Below are 15,730 nucleotides of genomic sequence, written 5' to 3'. Positions count from 1 at the left end.
GTGAAAGTGAGGGAAGCGGGAGCATACCGCTTCGGGGGTCGGGGCCGTCCGGGCAGGTGTAAGCACCCTTGGAATTCGGCGACAAATCTCGCGACCCGCGGGGAGCTGTCTGTGGCTGTACAGCCACCGATAGAAAAGTTCACATTGATGGGTGTGATCGTTGAGCGAAAACTATCGAAAATATCAGTGCTCGCCTATATTTGCTCCAGGCGACCTCGATCTGTTCATTTCCCGCTGCTATCCGGGGAGGCGTTGAAGTTGGCTCGCACTACCGATGAGATTGGCCTGGCTGCCGAGCTGTGGTCGCCGCTGCTCAAGCAGCGTTTTGAGACATTGTTTGCCGTGGCGTCCCGCAAGTCGCTGCGCGGCTGGCGGCAGGTGCCCCTGGTCAGCGCCCAGGTGCTGGTGGTGGACGGCAGCCTGCCCGTGCCCGAGGCGGCCGGATGGCTGCCTTGCGTGGTCTATGTGGGCGGTGTGCCCCAGGGGCAGCACCTGGAACGCACGCCCCAGCGCCTGGCCACCTATCTGGATCTGGATTTCACGCTCTCCGACCTGATCGACATGCTGGACCGGGCCGCCGTCTTTCTCATGGACTGGACGGTGCGCCAGCAGGTGGCGTCCTCGCAGACCCTGGTGCGCGCCCTGGATGACCTTCGGCAGCAGGCTGAGGGCTGCCGCTACCAATTCCGGCTCAAGGCATGGGTGGCGCTGCCCGCGCCCTGGAACAGTGCCGAATCCCTGCGGGCCCTGGCCATGCTGTGCCGTGGCCCGATGGATGTGGCCACACTGTGCGAGCACAGCGGCATGGCGCCTGCCGCCGTGGCCGAGCTGCTGCGCCACCCCCGGCTGCGCGGCACTCTCGATTGCAGCCTGAGGCCGGCCCGTGCGGACGGTCCAACGCCGCTGGGCGGCCACCGCGCGCAGGCGCACGGGGCTGCCACTGCCGTGGCGCCAGGCCTGTCGCGCCAGTGGGTGCAGCGGCTGACCGGCTGGATACGCCGCGGAGGGCAGGCATGAGCATGTGGATGAGCGACCAGCCCGGTGCGGGACTGGTGCGGGTGAGCCTGATCGGCCCCATGGGCATCGGCAAGACCACGGCGCTGCGCAGCCTGTGCGGAGCGCTGATGGCCGCAACGGATGTGCCCAATCTCGACCGGGCCGCCCATTCCAAGGAGTTCACCACCGTGGGCGCGGAGTTCGGCGAGATCGATCTGGGCGAGGGAATGCGGCTGCAGCTGGTGGGCAGCCCGGGCCAGGACCGCTTCGACTTCGTGCGCCGCTGGGTGCTCAATGCTTCGGTGGGCGTGCTGCTGATGGTGGATGTGGGCGATGCCTCGGCGCCGGACTATGCCGCGCAGCTCCTGTCCGAGATCGCCACCCTGGAGGTCGAACCCCAGGTGCTTCTGCTCAGTTGCCGTGACGCCAGCGAACAACAGCAGGAGGCGTTCAGCACCGCCTTGGCCGATCGAGGTCGCGGTATAGTGCCTGTCATCCAGGCGGACCCCCGTGACCGGCAGCAGTTGCTGGATGCGCTGGGGGTGCTCGTTTCCTTGCTTTCCTTGCAAAGTCAGGCATGAAGACACCAACGCATCCCCAGATTTCCTCCACCGTGATCGAAGCTGGCCAAGTTGCACTCAATCGCGTGGTGGCGCCTCTTGAGGGCGTGCATATCGCCTTGCTGTGCACGCCCGATGGTTTCGAGATCACGGCCCTGCGGGTCAAGAGCGAGCTGCCGACGGAGCGCCTGTCTGCCATGGCGGGCTCGCTGATGGCCATGGCAAAGGCCGTGGCCGCCGAGATAGGCCACAAGTCCTGCCACCGCCTGACCTTCGAGACCGAACTGGGTACCGTCCTTTTCCAGGCCGTCGGCGGCAGCCACCCGGCCATCCTGTGCATGGTGGTCGATCAAAGCGCCTTGCTGGGACGTGCGCTGTGGGCCGCGGGCGAAGTGGCCGGCGATCTGTCCCGTCTCTGACCCCCGTATCCGATTCAAGAGTTTTCTCCCCCGAGGAGCGGGCGCGATGAGTCCATCGCATCGCCTGCCCTTGCTATTTGAAAGAGGTGGCATATGGCTTCGATACATGATTCTCTGAACGGCCTGCTGGGCATCGATGGCGCCCTGTGCGCAGCCCTGGTGGACAGCACCAGCGGCATGCTGATGGGCAGCGCGGGCTCCGGCCTCGACATGGAGCTGGCCGCCGCCGGCAACACGGAGGTGGTGCGCGCCAAGCTCAAGACCATGCGCATGCTCAAGCTGGACGATGCCATCGACGACATCCTGATCACCCTGACCCACCAGTACCACGTCATCCGGCCCGTGGCCGCCCATGAAGGCGTGTTCTTCTACCTGGTGCTGGACAAGAGCCGCTCCAACCTGGCGCTGGCCCGCCGCAAGGTGCAGGAGATCGAAAAGGACCTGGCACTCTGAGAGCGCCCGCGCTCTTGCCGCCAGACCTGCCGGAGACGGATTCCGGCAGGTTTTTTTTCGCCCGCCGTCACCGGTGCGCCACGGGCGCGCAGCGTACGCGCCGGCTTGCTGCCAGAATCGCCGCGTGCTGTCCGTCCTGCTGATCACCTTCCCCTTCTTCGCTCTCGTGGCCTGCGGCTTCGCAGCCACCTGGCGTGGCGTGCTGCCGCAGGCGGCGATACCGGGGCTCAACGCCTTCGTGCTGTATTTCGCGCTGCCCTGCATGCTGTTTCGCTTTGGCGCGCAGACGCCGATCGCGCAACTGCTGGATGTGGGCGTCTCCGTGGTCTACCTGCTGTGCGCGCTGCTGATGGTGGGCGCCACCGTGGCGCTCACGCTGCGGGGCGTGGGCTGGAACGATGCGGCCTTCGGCGCACTGGTGGCCGCCTTCCCCAATACCGGCTTCATGGGCGTGCCCATGCTGGTGGCGCTGCTGGGTGAGCGTGCGGCGGGCCCGGTCATCGTCACCATGGCCATCGACATGGTGGTGACCACCTCGCTGTGCATTGCGCTGTCGCGCCTTGGAATGCCGGGCGGGCACGGTGTGACGGTGGCATTGCGCCGCGCGCTGGCGGGCATGGCCTCCAACCCCATGCCCTGGTCCATCGTGCTGGGCGCAGTGGCGTCGGCGGCGGGCTGGACGCTGCCCGGCCCCATCGACCGCACCGTGGCCATGCTGGCGGGCGCGGCCTCGCCCGTGGCGCTGTTCACCATAGGCGCTGTGCTGGCGCGCTCGCAGATGAACAGCCATGAGCGCGTGGCCGCGCGCGACTACGTGCCCATCGCGCTGGCCAAGCTGCTGGTCCATCCGCTGCTGGTCTGGGCCGTGGCCCGCGCGGCCATGGCGCTGGGCCTGCCGCTGGGTGAGGAGGCCTTCGTGGCCCTGGTGCTGCTGGCCGCACTGCCCAGCGCCAGCAATGTCTCGCTGCTGACCGAGCGCTTCGGTGCGCATGGCGGGCGGGTGGCCCGCATCATCCTGGTGTCCACGGTGCTGGCCTTCCTGAGCTTCTCGGGTGCCGTGGCGTTGATGACCTGAGCAGGTCCGAGCGGCAGGACTGGGCAGGCCCGGTCAGTCCAGGCCTGTCGGCAGGCTGGCGCTCTCTACAATCGCGCCCATGTTTTTTCACCACCTCGACGGGATTGCATGAAACCCTCCCCCTCTGCCCCGGCCGGCGCCCCCACGGGCGCGGGCCTGCTCTGGATGGTGACGCTGGCCTGCCTGCTCTGGGCCCTGGTGTCCTGGCTGGCCAATGGCAACCTGGACGGCTACCACGACATGCTGGAGAACTATGCCTGGTCCCAGCCGCTGCAGCTGGGCACGCACAAGCACCCGCCGTTCTTCGCCTGGGTGGTCGGCCTGTGGTTCATGGTGTTTCCGCAGAACGACGCCTTCTACCGCCTGCTGTCCTATGCCAATGTGGGCGTGGGCCTGTGGGGTGTCTATGTGCTGGGCCGGCGCCTGGGGCTGGCGCGCCTGGCGCCGCTGGGGGCGCTGCTGCTGCTGTGGTGCTTCCCGTATACGACGCTGGCCGGCAAGTTCAACGCCAACAGCCAGCTGCTGTCCCTGTGGCCCTGGGCGGCGGCCCTGCTGCTGGCCAGCTGGCAGGAAAAGGGTGTGCGGGGCCTGGCCTTCAGCGTGGCCCTGGGCGTGGTCTCGGCCGCCTGCATGCTCAGCAAGTACTACAGCGGCGTGTTCCTGGCCGGCTTTCTGCTGCCCATCCTCCTGGTTCGCGAAGGTCGCCAGTGGCTGCTCACTCCCAGGCCCTATGTGGCGCTGGCAGCCTTTGGCCTGGCGCTGGCACCGCATGTGGCCTGGATTGCCCACCACCAGTGGGTGACGCTGGGCTATGCCATGGACCAGGGCGGCGGGCAGGTGGTGTGGGGCTATGTGCTGCGCTTTGCGCTGGCGCCCATCTTCTACTGGCTGCCGGCCTGGCTGGCCGTGTGCCTGGTGTATGGCTTCATGCAGGCCCGCCAGCAAGGCGGTGGCTGGCTGCGCTGGAGCGCGCGCTTTCTGCGCCGCAGCTGGGCCTGGCAGGGGCGGGGCGACACCTTGTTCTGGCTGGCCCTCATGCCCTGGCTGACGACGCTGGGCTTTGGTGCCACCGGCGTGGTGGAGCTGTCCACGCCCTGGGCCATTCCCATCGGCTATGCCTTCGTGCTGCTGTGGCTGCGCAACCTGGACGCCGAGGCGCCTGCCGCGACGCAGGCCGCCCTGGCCGCGCTGCGCCGCGCCTGGTGGCCCAGCCTGGCCGTGGTGCTGGTGATTGGCGTGGCCGCGGGTTGGGGCAATGCGCGCAAGAGCAGCTCCGACTACTACCGGCCCGCGGCCGATGCGGCCCAGGCCATCGTGCTGTCCTGGAACCAGCGCCACCCGGAGCAGCCGCTGCAGTGGGTGGGCGGCGACTGGGCGGAAAACGCCATGCTCTCCTTCTATGCACAGCCGCATCTGCGCACCATCCCCGGCCTGCCCGACAGCGAATATGCGCGTGTGCTGGCGCTGCCGGACTGGCGCCGCCAGCCCGGCCTGCTGCTGTGCCCGCGCGGCCCCGTGGCCGGCGAGCCCGGGCCGACCGCGAAATCGCGCGATTGCGAGCGGCAGGCGCAGGCCTGGCTGGCGAAGCTGGGCCTGCCGCAGGAGCCGCGTGTGCTCACGCTGCAACGCTCGGGCTGGCGTTTTCCTGTGCCCACACCTTATGCGTATGCGGTTTTTGATGTGTTGCCGCGCGCGGGCAGCCAGCCCGCTGACAATGCTGGCCTATGACCGAATTGCATGCTGACATTGCTCCGGCCGCTCCCAAGGGAATGCTGCCGCGCGCGCCGCTGCGGCTGAGCTGCGTGGTGCCGGCCCACAATGAAGAGGGCAACCTGGAGGCGTTCCTGCGCGCCCTGGACGCGATGGTGCGCACGCTGACGCCCGACTACGAGCTGATCGTCGTCAACGATGGCAGCCGCGACGCCACGCACGAGATCGCGCTGCGCATGGCGCAGGAGCTGCCCGTGCGCTACCTGGCGCTGTCTCGCAACTTCGGCAAGGAGGCGGCCCTGTCGGCCGGCATAGACCATGCGCGCGGCAATGCCGTGGTGCTGATCGACGCCGACTTCCAGCATCCGCTGCAGATGCTGCCCCAGATGTGCGAGCTGTGGCAGTCCGGCTACGACATGGTCTATGGCGTGATCGCCGACCGGGGCGCCGAAAGCGGCGCCAAGCGGGTGGGCACCAACCTGTTCTACCGGCTCATGAATGCCGGCAACCTGGTGAAGATCCCGCCCAATGCCGGCGACTTCCGCTGGCTGGACCGCTGCGTGGCCGACGCGCTCAAGGCCCTGCCCGAGAGCCACCGGTTCATGAAGGGCCTGTACGCCTGGGTGGGCTTCAAGGCGGCGGCACTGCCGTTCGTGCCGGCCGACCGCACGGCCGGGGCGTCCAGCTTCAATTTCCGGCGCCTGGGCTCGCTGGCCCTGCTGGGGCTGACCTCGTTCACCACCTTGCCGCTGCGCGTGTGGAGCATCGTGGGCGGGATGATCTCGCTGGCGGCCCTGCTCTACGGGCTGTGGATCACCATGGAGACGCTGATCTTCGGCAACCCGCTGGACGGCTGGCCTACGCTGGCGGCCAGCATCATGCTGTTCTCGGGCGTGCAGCTGATGTCCATCGGCATCCTGGGCGAGTACATCGGCCGGATCTATGACGAGGTCAAGCGCCGCCCCACCTATCTGCTGGCGCGCGACGAGGACCGCAGCCCGCTGGCGCCGCGGGAGTAGCCATGCACGATGTGATCGCGCAGCTGCGCCGCCTGCCGCAGGCGCTGCAGTTCGTGCTGGTGGGCGGCTGCGCGGCCGCCACGCACCTGGCCGTGGTCGCCCTGCTGGTGCAGCTGGCTGGCATGGCGCCGCTGCATGCGAATGTGCTGGCCTTTCTCGTGGCCTTCGTGGTCAGCTACAACGGCCATGCGCTGTTCACCTTCGTGCAGACCCAGGCGCGTGGCCGGGCCGTGGTGGCCAAATACTTCGCCGTGGCCTGCGTCTCCTTCGTGGCCAATGAGCTGCTGTACTGGGCGGCCCTGCACTGGCTGCACTGGCACTATTTCTGGAGCCTGGCCCTGGTGCTGGTGCTGGTGGCGGTGGGCACCTTCGTCCTGGCCAAGTTCTGGGCCTTTGCGGCCCCCGGACGCAAGGAATCCCCATGAACACCATGCCTGCCATAAACGGGGAGAAGTCCCCGGCCAGAACCGTCGTCCTGTGCGCCGACGACTATGCGCTGCACCCCCTGGTCGACGACGCCGTGGAGCAGCTCACACTGCAGGGCCGGCTGTCGGCCACCAGCTGCATGACCACCTCGCCGCACTGGAGGCAGGCGGCCAGGCGCCTGCCCGCGCTGCGCCCGCGCCTGTCGCTGGGCCTGCACTTCAACCTGACCGAAGGCCACGGCCTGCAGCCTGCCGCCGGAATCGGTGCCGTGATCGCGCGCGCCTATGCCGGCGCACTCGGCGGCGCCGCCATGCGCGACGCCTGGCGCCGCCAGCTCGACGCCTTCGAGGACGCGCTGGGCATGGCCCCCGACTTCATCGACGGCCACCAGCACGTGCACCAGCTGCCCGGCGTGCGCGCCGCGCTGGTGCAGGAATTGCGCCAGCGCTATGGCGACAACGCCGACGACCTGCCCTGGGTCCGCTCCACCACCCCGGCCGGCCAGCTCTGGCGCGACCCCAAGGCCGCCATCATCGCCCTGCTCGGCGGCTGGACCACCACCCGTCGCCTGCGCCGCCAGGGCGTGCCGCTCAACCACGGCTTCGGCGGCGTCTACGCCTTCGACCAGCCCACGCCCGAAGGCTATGGCCGCCACATGGCCCAATGGCTGGCCCAGCTGCAGCCCGGCAGCCTCATGATGTGCCACCCCGCCACTGCCCCCGTCCAGGGCGACGCCATAGGCGCCCAGCGCGCCGTCGAATACGCCTACCTGCGCTCCGACGCCTTCGCCCAGGCCCTGGAACAAGCGCACTGCCACATCGCCCAAGGCCCCCTCACCCCGCTGTTCACAACGAACTAAGAAGCAGCAATAGAAAAGGCCCGGCCAAAAATGGACCGGGCCATGTGGGCGCAGCGCAAAAAACCGACGAGGCCCAAAGCAAGGGACAGCAAGCAAGGGCCGCCCCGCAGCGAGGCTGTCGTCCCCCTCCCCCGCGAAGCGGGTAGAGAGGCGCCGTGCCACGGGGGGAAGGCGCGCCAGCGCCTCAGGGGGTGCCTATCAATACTCCCAGAAGATGCGCTGCAGCTGCTTCGTGTCCTGCGTCTTGGTCAGGGCCACGGCGGCCAGCAGGCGGGCCTTCTGCGGGTTCAGGTCATGGGCGACGACCCAGTCGTACTTGTCGTCGGGCTGCTCGGCGTTGCGCAGCACGAAGCCGGCCGGCACGCGCGAGCTGCGCACCACGATCACGCCCTTTTGGCGCAGTTCATTGAGCTTGGGCACGATGCGGTCGGCCACCGAGCCGTTGCCCGTGCCGGCGTGCACGATGGCCTTGACGCCGGCCTTGCCCAGCGCGTCGATGGCCGTGGCCGGCACGTTGCCGTAGCCGTAGACGATGTCCACGGCGGGCAGGTCGGTGATCTGCTCGATGTTGAACTCGCTGCCCCTGGTGTGGCGCTTGACGGGGGCGCGGAACCAGTAGGTCTTGCCCTCGACCACCATGCCCAGCGGACCCCACTGGCTGGAGAAGGCATTGGTCTTGATGTTGGTGAGCTTGGCCACATCGCGCGCGGAGTCGATGTTGTCGTTCATGCTGACCAGCACGCCCTTGCCCGCCGAGTCCTTGGAGGCGGCCGTGGCCACGGCGCCCAGCAGGTTCAGCGCGCCGTCGGCCGAGATGGCCGTGCCGGGGCGCATGGAGCCGACCATGACGATGGGCTTGTCGGTGGGCACCACCAGGTTCAGGAAGTAGCCGGTCTCCTCCAGCGTGTCCGTGCCGTGGGTGACGACGATGCCGTCCACGCCGGGCTGCTTGGCCAGCTCGTTGACGCGGCGTGCCAGCGTCAGCAGTTCCTTGTTGGTGAAGCTTTCGGAGGCGATCTGGAAGACCTGCTCGCCAGAGACGTTGGCGATGTTGCTCAGCTCGGGCAGGCCGGCCAGCAGCTTGTCCACGGGGACCTTGGCGGCCGTGTAGGTGGCGCTGTTGACGGCGCTGGCGCCCGCGCCGGCAATGGTGCCGCCCGTGGCCAGGACGACCACGTTGGGCTTGCCGGCCTGTGCGGCGGGAGCGGGTGCAGGGGCGGTCGCCGTGGCGGGCGCTGCGGCTGCGGGGGCCTGGCTGGCGCCGGGCTGGGACGCGCAGCCTGCCAGCGCAAGCGCGACGGCCATCAAGGTCATACGGAAGGGGGTGAACGGCATGTATCGCTCCTGGAAAGGCATTGAATGATCCAGCCTTGTGGGCTGAATGCGGCACGATGCAATAAACATGCCCCGCCTGCATCAGCGCAAATCCCGATGGGAGCCACGCAGCGAATGCGCTAAAAGCGCTTCCGAAAAAGGAGCGGTGAACGCTTTGCGGGATTGCGCCCAAGGCCTGAAAGGCTTGGGGTTTTTTGGGGCCGTTCCAAAGGCCGTACCACGCTCAGATGGCCAGCGGGTCCACGTCCACCAGCCAGCGCACCAGGGCGCGGTGCTCGGGCTGTGCCCTGATCCAGTGCAGATGCGCCTGCCAGGCCCAGAGAAAGCGCAGCAGGGCGGGCCGCTGGGCCGACTCGATCAGCATCTGCGCCCGCTCCACATTGGCCACGCGCTGGACGGACATGGGAATGGGCGGGTAGAGAAACACATCGTCCACATGGGGCAGGCCGGCCTGGCGCGCGGCTTGGGCGGCGGCGGCCAGAAAGGCCTGGGCGGCCTCCTGGCTGCGCGCATCGGCACGCACGATGGCCTGGAAGGCAAACGGCGGCATGCCCGCATCGCGCCGCTCGCGCAGCTGGCGCGCCGCAAAGGCAGGGTAGTCGTGCGAGCGCAGCGCGGTGTAGACGGGATGGGACGGGTCGTGCGTCTGTATCCACATCTCCGGATGGCTGCCCTGGGCGGCCACGTAGTGCGCGTCGCGTCCTGCGCGGCCGGCGGCCTGCATCAGCAGGCTGAACAGGCGCTCGGGCGCTCGGTAGTCGCTGGAGAAAAGAGCGCTGTCGGGCTGGACGGCGGCCACCAGGGTGATGCGCCGGAAGTCATGGCCCTTGGCCACCATCTGGGTGCCGACCAGCACGTCGATGTCGCCGGCATGCACCTGGGCCAGTTGCTCCTCCAGTGCGCCCTTGGCGCGCGTGGTGTCGGCATCGATGCGCGCCACGCGGGCGGGCTCGCGGTCGGGGCGCTGCACATTGCGCAGCAGGCGGGCCAGTTCTTCCTCCAGCTGCTCCGTGCCCTTGCCCAGCGGCAGGATGTCGGGATTGCCGCAGCCGGGGCAGGCCATGGGCACGCGCTGGGTGTAGCCGCAGTGGTGGCAGCGCAGCGTGCGGTCGGCCTTGTGGAAGACCTGGTGGGCACTGCAGTGCGGGCAGTCGCTTTTCCAGCCGCAGTCGGCGCAGAACAGCACGGGCGCGAAGCCGCGGCGGTTGAGCAGCACCAGGCTTTGCTCGCCGCGCTGCACACGCTCGGTGATGGCATCGATCAGCGGCGGCGAGAACACGGCCTTGTGCGGCTGCTGGCCCATGTCCACCAGGCGCACGCGCGGCAGGGCGGCCGCGCCGATGCGGCTGGGCATGTGCAGGCGCAGGTAGCGGCCGCCCTGCGGCTCGTCGGCATTGGGCGGGCGGCTGGCGTGCCAGCTCTCCAGCGAGGGCGTGGCGCTGCCCAGGATGACCTTGGCGCCGGTATCGCGCCCGCGCCAGATGGCCAGGTCGCGCGCCGAGTAGCGCGCGCCTTCCTGCTGCTTGTAGCTGGCGTCGTGCTCCTCGTCCACCACGATCAGCGACAGCCCCGGCAGGCTGGCGAACACCGACATGCGCGTGCCCAGCACGATGCGCGCCGTGCCCGTGTGTGCCGCCAGCCAGCTCTTGAGCCGCTGCGGGTTGGTCATGCCGCTGTGCATGCTGACCACGCAGGCCGCTCCGTACTGCGGCGCAAAGCGCGCCAGGAAGCGCTGCTCCAGCTGGGGCGTGAGGTTGATCTCGGGCACCATCACCAGCACCTGGGCGCCGGGGTCGGCATCCAGCGCGGCCTGGGTGGTCCTCAGGTAGACCTCGGTCTTGCCGCTGCCCGTGCTGCCGTAGAGCAGGAAGGGGCCGGGGTGGGCGGCGATCTGCGTGAAGACGTCGGCCTGCTCGGCGCTGAGGACGATGGGGGGAATGTCTGCGGCGGCCGGTGCGAGCGCTGATGCAGGCGCAGCGCCAGGCGCCTGTTGCGCCTGTTCCGCCTTTGCAGCCTTGGCCGCTCTCTTCGCCGCGGCCTTGGTCGGCCTGAGCCGGCGCGCCAGTTGCTCGGCCGTCATGTCGCGCAGCTGCGGCGGCAGGGCCGTCACGGCGATCTCGCCCACGCTGCGCTGGTAGTAGTAGGCGGCGAAGGCCACCAGCCGCCGCCAGGCCGCCGGCAGCGGCGCGATGCCCTCCAGCACGGCGCAGATGGCGCGCAGCTCCACGCCTTCGGGCACGGCGGGCGGCTGGGCCGGCGCGTCCCAGACCACGCCCAGCAGTTCCCGGCGTCCCAGCGGCACGCGCACCAGGGTGCCCGGCTCCAGCGGCTGCTCGCAGGTGTAGCTCAGCAGATCACCCACGGCGCTGTGCGCCGGCGTCTGGACGGCGACATGGACGGTATGGGTGGGAAGGGGCATGGGAAGAAAGCGGGGCCTGAAAACGCTGGTGCCGCAGGGCACGAGCAGCGGCAACAAAGCCGCCAAGCATAAGCCTTGGGCAGCGTCCGAGGCGTGGGAAGCGGCGTTCTACACCAGACATCCCGGGCGGTGGCTACGGGTTTCTGGGTATATCGTCAATTTCTGTGGATAACTTTGTGGGGATTATTCGGATCTATGGCCATCCCCCCATTTGTTGGACCTTTCCGAGTGGTGCATTCTGAAAACGGTGCTATCAAAAAAATCTTCAAAAACAACGGCTTATATCGATATGTCGCCCGCGTGCAGGCGCGGGTGACAACTGTGAGTCCTAAGACCTCGCTCAGATTTTTCTGTGCATAAGATGGTCTGTGGCCATCTTGTGCAGCAAGCGCCGGCCGGGCGCGCGGACTGTGGACAGCGCGGCCCAGCCGGGCCGGTGGCTGTCACGGCAGGGGGCCGGCGCTGCGCTGGCATCCGGCCCTGCGGGTGATGAGGAGCAGGGCGGGCGCTCAGCGCTGGCGCATGGCGCGCGAATGGCCGTGGACGGCCTCGACCAGGGCAGCCACATGCTCGGGCGGCGTGAACTGGCTGATGCCGTGGCCCAGGTTGAAGATGTGCGTGGGGCCCGTGGTGGTCCTGTCGGTGTGCGGGGCGCCGAAGCTGTCGAGCACGGCGCGCGCCTGCTCGGCCACGCGCTCGGGCGGCGCGAACAGCACATTGGGGTCGATGTTGCCCTGCAGCGCCTTGCCGGGTCCGCCCACCTCGCCGCCGACGATGGCGCGGGCGCGGGCCAGGTTGGCCGTCCAGTCCAGGCCCAGCACCTCGCAGTCCAGGTCCTTCATGTCGGGCAGCCAGATGCCGCCGCCCTTGGTGAAGACGATGCGCGGCACGTCCTGCCCATCGGCGCCCGTGCGCTTGAGTCCGGCCAGCACGCGCTTCGTGTAGGCCAGGCTGAATTCCTGGAAGGCGCCATCGGCCAGCACGCCGCCCCAGCTGTCGAACACCATCACGGCCTGGGCGCCCGCATCGATCTGGGCGTTGAGATAGGCGGCCACGCTGTCGGCGTTGATGGCCAGGATGCGGTGCATCAGGTCGGGGCGCGCATACATCAGGCTCTTGACCAGGCGGTAGTCGTCGCTGCCCTTGCCCTCGACCATGTAGCAGGCCAGGGTCCAGGGACTACCCGAGAAACCGATCAGCGGCACGCGGCCATCGAGCGCGCGGCGGATGCTGGTCACGGCGTCGAACACATAGCGCAGCTTGTCCATGTCGGGCACGGCCAGCTCGGCCACGGCGGCCTCGTCGCGCACCACCTTGGCAAAGCGCGGGCCTTCGCCTTCGGCAAAGGACAGGCCCAGGCCCATGGCGTCGGGCACGGTCAGGATGTCGGAGAACAGGATGGCCGCATCCAGCGGGAAGCGCTCCAGTGGCTGCAGCGTGACCTCGGTGGCGTAGTCCACGTTGGTGGCCAGGCCCATGAAGCTGCCGGCCCGGGCGCGCGTGGCCTTGTATTCGGGGAGATAGCGGCCCGCCTGGCGCATCAGCCACAGCGGCGTGTAGTCGGTGGCCTGGCGCCGGCAGGCGCTCAGGAAGGTGTCGTTGGTCAGGGGGGCGAAGCTCATGGTGGGCGATTGTCGCCGAGTCGGCTTCGCCAGGTTGCCGCGATGCCCGAGCAGCGCAGGGCGTCTTGCCCCGGGTTAACCCTGGTCAATATCGGCGGCAACGGGCTTTTTGAGGCCGCTACATTGTGCTGCGTGCGTTCCGCACAGGAATCCGTCCATGCAAGGAGAGAGTTTGCGATGCAGCGAAGAACCCTGACCCAGATCCTGGCCCTGGCACCGGCCTCGGCCGTTTGGGCTGCCAGCGGGCTGGCTGGAAGTGCCACGGCGGCCGAGCCACTGTTTCCGGGCAAGGCGCCGCTGCGCATCGTCGTGGGCTACCCGCCCGGTGGCGCCACCGACCGCGTGGCGCGCATCGTGGCCGACAAGCTGCAGGCGCGCGTGGGCTCGCCCGTGGTGGTGGAGAACAAGCCCGGCGCGGGCGGCCGCCTGTCGGCCCAGTATGTGAAGAACGCGCCGGCCTCCCAGCCTGCGCTGCTGCTGGCCAATCCGGCCGTGATGCTGGTGGCGCCCCTGGTGTTCCTCGACTCGGGCTACGACCCCGACAAGGACTTCCGCCCGGTCAGCGAGGTCAATCGCTACGAATTCGGCGTGGCCGTGGCCAGTGCCGTGCCCGTCAGGCAGCTGTCGCACCTGCTGGCCTGGCTGCGTGCCAATCCGCAGCAGGCCAACGTGGGCGTGCCGGCCACGGGCAGCCTGCCGCACTTCTTCTCGCTGATGCTGGGCGAGGCCGCCAAGGTCCGGACCGAAACCGTGGGCTACAAGGGCTCGGCCCCGCTGCTGACCGACCTGGTGGGCGGCCAGGTACCGCTGGCCATCGACACCTTCGACGTGCTGCTGCCCCAGCACGAGGCCGGCAAGATCCGCGTGCTGGCCGTGTCTGGCGAGCGCCGCAGCACCATGGCGCCGGACATTCCCACGCTCAAGGAATCGGGCCTGAACCTGTCGGGCATGGGCTGGAACACCTTGTTCGCGCCGCAGAGCATGGCGCCCGACATTGCCGAGCGCCTGTCGCGCATGGTGCAGGAGATCATGAAGGAACCCGACACGCGCCAGAAATTCGAGGCCAGCCGGCTGACCCCGGTCTCCAGCAGCAGCGCGCAGACGGCCGAGATGCTCAAGGCCTACCGCGCCCAGTGGACGCCGGTGGTGCAGCGCTCGGGCTTCAAGCCCTGAACCTTCGACAAATCGGCCCGTGAGGGCCTTTTTTCATGGGGCCTAGGGTTTCCTCGGTGCCTGGGCGCTTGTGGTGGAAAGGGTCTGGCGACTAACATTTACCGACCATTCGGTAAATTATGTTTGATCTGCCGCATAAAGACGGCAGACAGGCCACGGAGACTTCCATGCCCCCATCGCTGGTTCTGGTTGAGCAGCAAGACGCCGTCCGCACCCTGGTGCTGAACCGCCCCGACGCGCTCAACAGCTTCAACGCGCAGCTGCACGAGCAGCTGTTTTCGGCCCTGGAACAGGCTGCCGGCGATGCCTCGGTGCGCTGCGTGGTGCTCACGGGCGCGGGGCGCGGCTTTTGCGCGGGCCAGGATCTGTCCGACCCCGAGGCCGCGCCCGACCAGAACCTGGGCGACCTGATCGAGCGCCGCTACCAGCCGCTGTGCCTGCGTCTCAAGTCCATGCCCGTGCCCGTGGTGGCCGCCGTCAACGGCGTGGCTGCCGGTGCGGGCGCCAATATCGCGCTGGCCTGCGACCTGGTGCTGGCCGCACGCTCGGCCAGCTTCATCCAGGCCTTTGCCAAGATCGGCCTGGTGCCCGACTGCGGCGGCACCTGGCTGCTGCCGCGCCTGGTGGGCCGTGCGCGCGCCCTGGGCCTTGCGCTGCTGGGCGACAAGCTGCCTGCGGCCGAGGCCGAACGCATCGGCCTGATCTGGCGCTGCGTGGAAGATGCCGATTTGCGCAGCGAGGCCCAGGCCCTGGCGCAGCGCCTGGCCGCCATGCCGGTGCGGGCCCTGGCGCGCACGCGGGAGGCCATGGACTCGGCCCAACTGCTGGACTACGAACATGCGCTCACGCGCGAGGCGCGCCAGCAGGGCCAGCTGGGCGCAGCCCACGACTACCAGGAGGGCGTGGCCGCCTTCCTGGGCAAGCGGGCTGCCGTGTTCTCGGACCGCTGAGGAGCCCGCCATGCAAGACAACCACACCCCGGGCGAGGCCGCCCAGCGACTGGCCGAGCAGGTGCGCGACGGCATGCTGGCGCGCGACCGCGCCGCGCAAGGACTGGGCCTGCGCACCACCGAGATCGCGCCCGGCAGGGCGCGCATGGAGATGGCCGTGCGCGACGACATGCTCAATGGCTTCGACATCTGCCACGGCGGCTTCATCACGGCGCTGGCCGACACGGCCTTTGCCTATGCCTGCAATGCGCGCAACGAGATGACGGTGGCCTCGGGCCTGAGCGTGGACTTCGTCGCGCCCGGCCGGCCCGGCGACGTGCTCACCGCGCAGGCCCGCGAAGTCTCGCGTGCAGGCCGCACCGGCGTCTATGACGTGCAGGTCACCAACCAGCGCCAGGAAGTGATCGCGCTGTTCCGTGGCCGCTCGCACAGCTTCAAGGGCCGGCCTACCGTGCCCGGCCTGAACCAGCCCGTCTGAAAAGACCCAGCCATGCCTGTCCAGCGCCCCGCCCCCGGCGAACTCGATCCCATCGAAACCGCCAGCCGCGACGAGATCGCCTCGCTGCAGCTGCTGCGCCTGCGCTGGTCGCTGCAGCATGCCTACGACCATGTGCCGCATTACCGCCGCGCGTTCGACGAGAAGGGCGTGCACCCCTCCGATCTGCGCACGCTGTCCGACCTGGCCCGCTTTCCCTTCACCACCAAGAAGGACCT

15 protein-coding genes and 1 pseudogene are annotated in these 15,730 nt (G+C 68.8%); 13 read left to right on the top strand and 3 right to left on the bottom strand.

The annotated features are described in order from the left end of the window. Positions 1–258 precede the first annotated feature (258 nt). The 9 genes from PO605_RS21435 to PO605_RS21395 all read left to right on the top strand — a co-directional run bounded on the left by PO605_RS21435 (position 259) and on the right by PO605_RS21395 (position 7,517). The gene (locus PO605_RS21435) at positions 259–1,017 is read left to right on the top strand and encodes a hypothetical protein (protein WP_047468618.1); all 759 of its coding nucleotides are present in this window, start codon (positions 259–261) and stop codon (positions 1,015–1,017) included. After that, complete coding sequence (locus PO605_RS21430) at positions 1,014–1,577, top strand: GTP-binding protein (protein ID WP_016450373.1); 564 nt, start codon at positions 1,014–1,016, stop codon at positions 1,575–1,577. Before PO605_RS21435 ends, PO605_RS21430 begins: the two co-directional genes overlap by 4 nt. Then, positions 1,574–1,975 carry a roadblock/LC7 domain-containing protein gene (locus PO605_RS21425; protein ID WP_016450374.1) on the top strand — a complete coding sequence of 134 codons (402 nt, stop codon included), beginning with the start codon at positions 1,574–1,576 and terminating at the stop codon, positions 1,973–1,975. Before PO605_RS21430 ends, PO605_RS21425 begins: the two co-directional genes overlap by 4 nt. Before the next feature lie 93 nt (positions 1,976–2,068). Continuing rightward, positions 2,069–2,428: a hypothetical protein gene (locus tag PO605_RS21420; RefSeq protein WP_016450375.1), complete on the top strand. Its 360-nt coding sequence runs from the start codon at positions 2,069–2,071 to the stop codon at positions 2,426–2,428. A gap of 124 nt (positions 2,429–2,552) precedes the next feature. Further along, on the top strand, positions 2,553–3,503 hold the full coding sequence (locus tag PO605_RS21415; RefSeq protein WP_047468612.1) for an AEC family transporter: 951 nt from the start codon (positions 2,553–2,555) through the stop codon (positions 3,501–3,503). Between the two features lie 108 nt (positions 3,504–3,611). Further along, entirely contained in the window at positions 3,612–5,231 is a 1,620-nt protein-coding gene (locus tag PO605_RS21410) for a glycosyltransferase family 39 protein (RefSeq protein ID WP_272206859.1), read from the top strand. After that, the gene (locus tag PO605_RS21405) at positions 5,228–6,232 is read left to right on the top strand and encodes a glycosyltransferase family 2 protein (RefSeq protein WP_016450378.1); all 1,005 of its coding nucleotides are present in this window, start codon (positions 5,228–5,230) and stop codon (positions 6,230–6,232) included. The genes PO605_RS21410 and PO605_RS21405 overlap by 4 nt, the downstream gene beginning before the upstream one ends. A gap of 2 nt (positions 6,233–6,234) precedes the next feature. Next, positions 6,235–6,657, top strand: coding sequence for a GtrA family protein (locus PO605_RS21400; RefSeq protein WP_017406517.1), 423 nt, complete (start codon positions 6,235–6,237; stop codon positions 6,655–6,657). Then, on the top strand, positions 6,654–7,517 hold the full coding sequence (locus tag PO605_RS21395; protein ID WP_047468919.1) for a ChbG/HpnK family deacetylase: 864 nt from the start codon (positions 6,654–6,656) through the stop codon (positions 7,515–7,517). The genes PO605_RS21400 and PO605_RS21395 overlap by 4 nt, the downstream gene beginning before the upstream one ends. Positions 7,518–7,715: 198 nt before the next feature. On the opposite strand, the gene PO605_RS21390 is transcribed toward PO605_RS21395, so the two are convergent. The 3 genes from PO605_RS21390 to hemE form a co-directional block, all read right to left on the bottom strand. Beyond that, the gene (locus tag PO605_RS21390; RefSeq protein WP_016450381.1) at positions 7,716–8,852 is read right to left on the bottom strand and encodes an asparaginase; all 1,137 of its coding nucleotides are present in this window, start codon (positions 8,850–8,852) and stop codon (positions 7,716–7,718) included. Between the two features lie 223 nt (positions 8,853–9,075). Continuing rightward, positions 9,076–11,271, bottom strand: coding sequence for a replication restart helicase PriA (gene priA, locus PO605_RS21385; protein WP_272206858.1), 2,196 nt, complete (start codon positions 11,269–11,271; stop codon positions 9,076–9,078). 509 nt (positions 11,272–11,780) lie between these two features. Next, positions 11,781–12,893: a uroporphyrinogen decarboxylase gene (gene hemE, locus PO605_RS21380; RefSeq protein WP_047472595.1), complete on the bottom strand. Its 1,113-nt coding sequence runs from the start codon at positions 12,891–12,893 to the stop codon at positions 11,781–11,783. 177 nt (positions 12,894–13,070) lie between these two features. Here hemE and PO605_RS21375 point away from each other — a divergent pair, with 177 nt between their 5' ends. From PO605_RS21375 to PO605_RS21360, 4 genes and pseudogenes are all read left to right on the top strand, one after another. Beyond that, on the top strand, positions 13,071–14,066 hold the full coding sequence (locus tag PO605_RS21375) for a tripartite tricarboxylate transporter substrate-binding protein (protein WP_047472596.1): 996 nt from the start codon (positions 13,071–13,073) through the stop codon (positions 14,064–14,066). 167 nt (positions 14,067–14,233) lie between these two features. After that, positions 14,234–15,016, top strand: a complete 783-nt coding sequence (locus tag PO605_RS21370; protein WP_047472597.1) for an enoyl-CoA hydratase-related protein — start codon at positions 14,234–14,236, stop codon at positions 15,014–15,016. 10 nt (positions 15,017–15,026) lie between these two features. Then, positions 15,027–15,494, top strand: a complete 468-nt coding sequence (gene paaI, locus PO605_RS21365) for a hydroxyphenylacetyl-CoA thioesterase PaaI (RefSeq protein WP_047472599.1) — start codon at positions 15,027–15,029, stop codon at positions 15,492–15,494. A 12-nt stretch (positions 15,495–15,506) separates the two neighbouring features. Next, positions 15,507–15,730 (top strand): annotated as a pseudogene (locus PO605_RS21360) (phenylacetate--CoA ligase); the annotation flags it as partial.

The organism is Delftia sp. DT-2 (assembly GCF_028401915.1).
Lineage (GTDB): Bacteria > Pseudomonadota > Gammaproteobacteria > Burkholderiales > Burkholderiaceae_C > Comamonas > Comamonas tsuruhatensis.
This window is presented reverse-complemented; position numbering and strand designations above follow the sequence as displayed.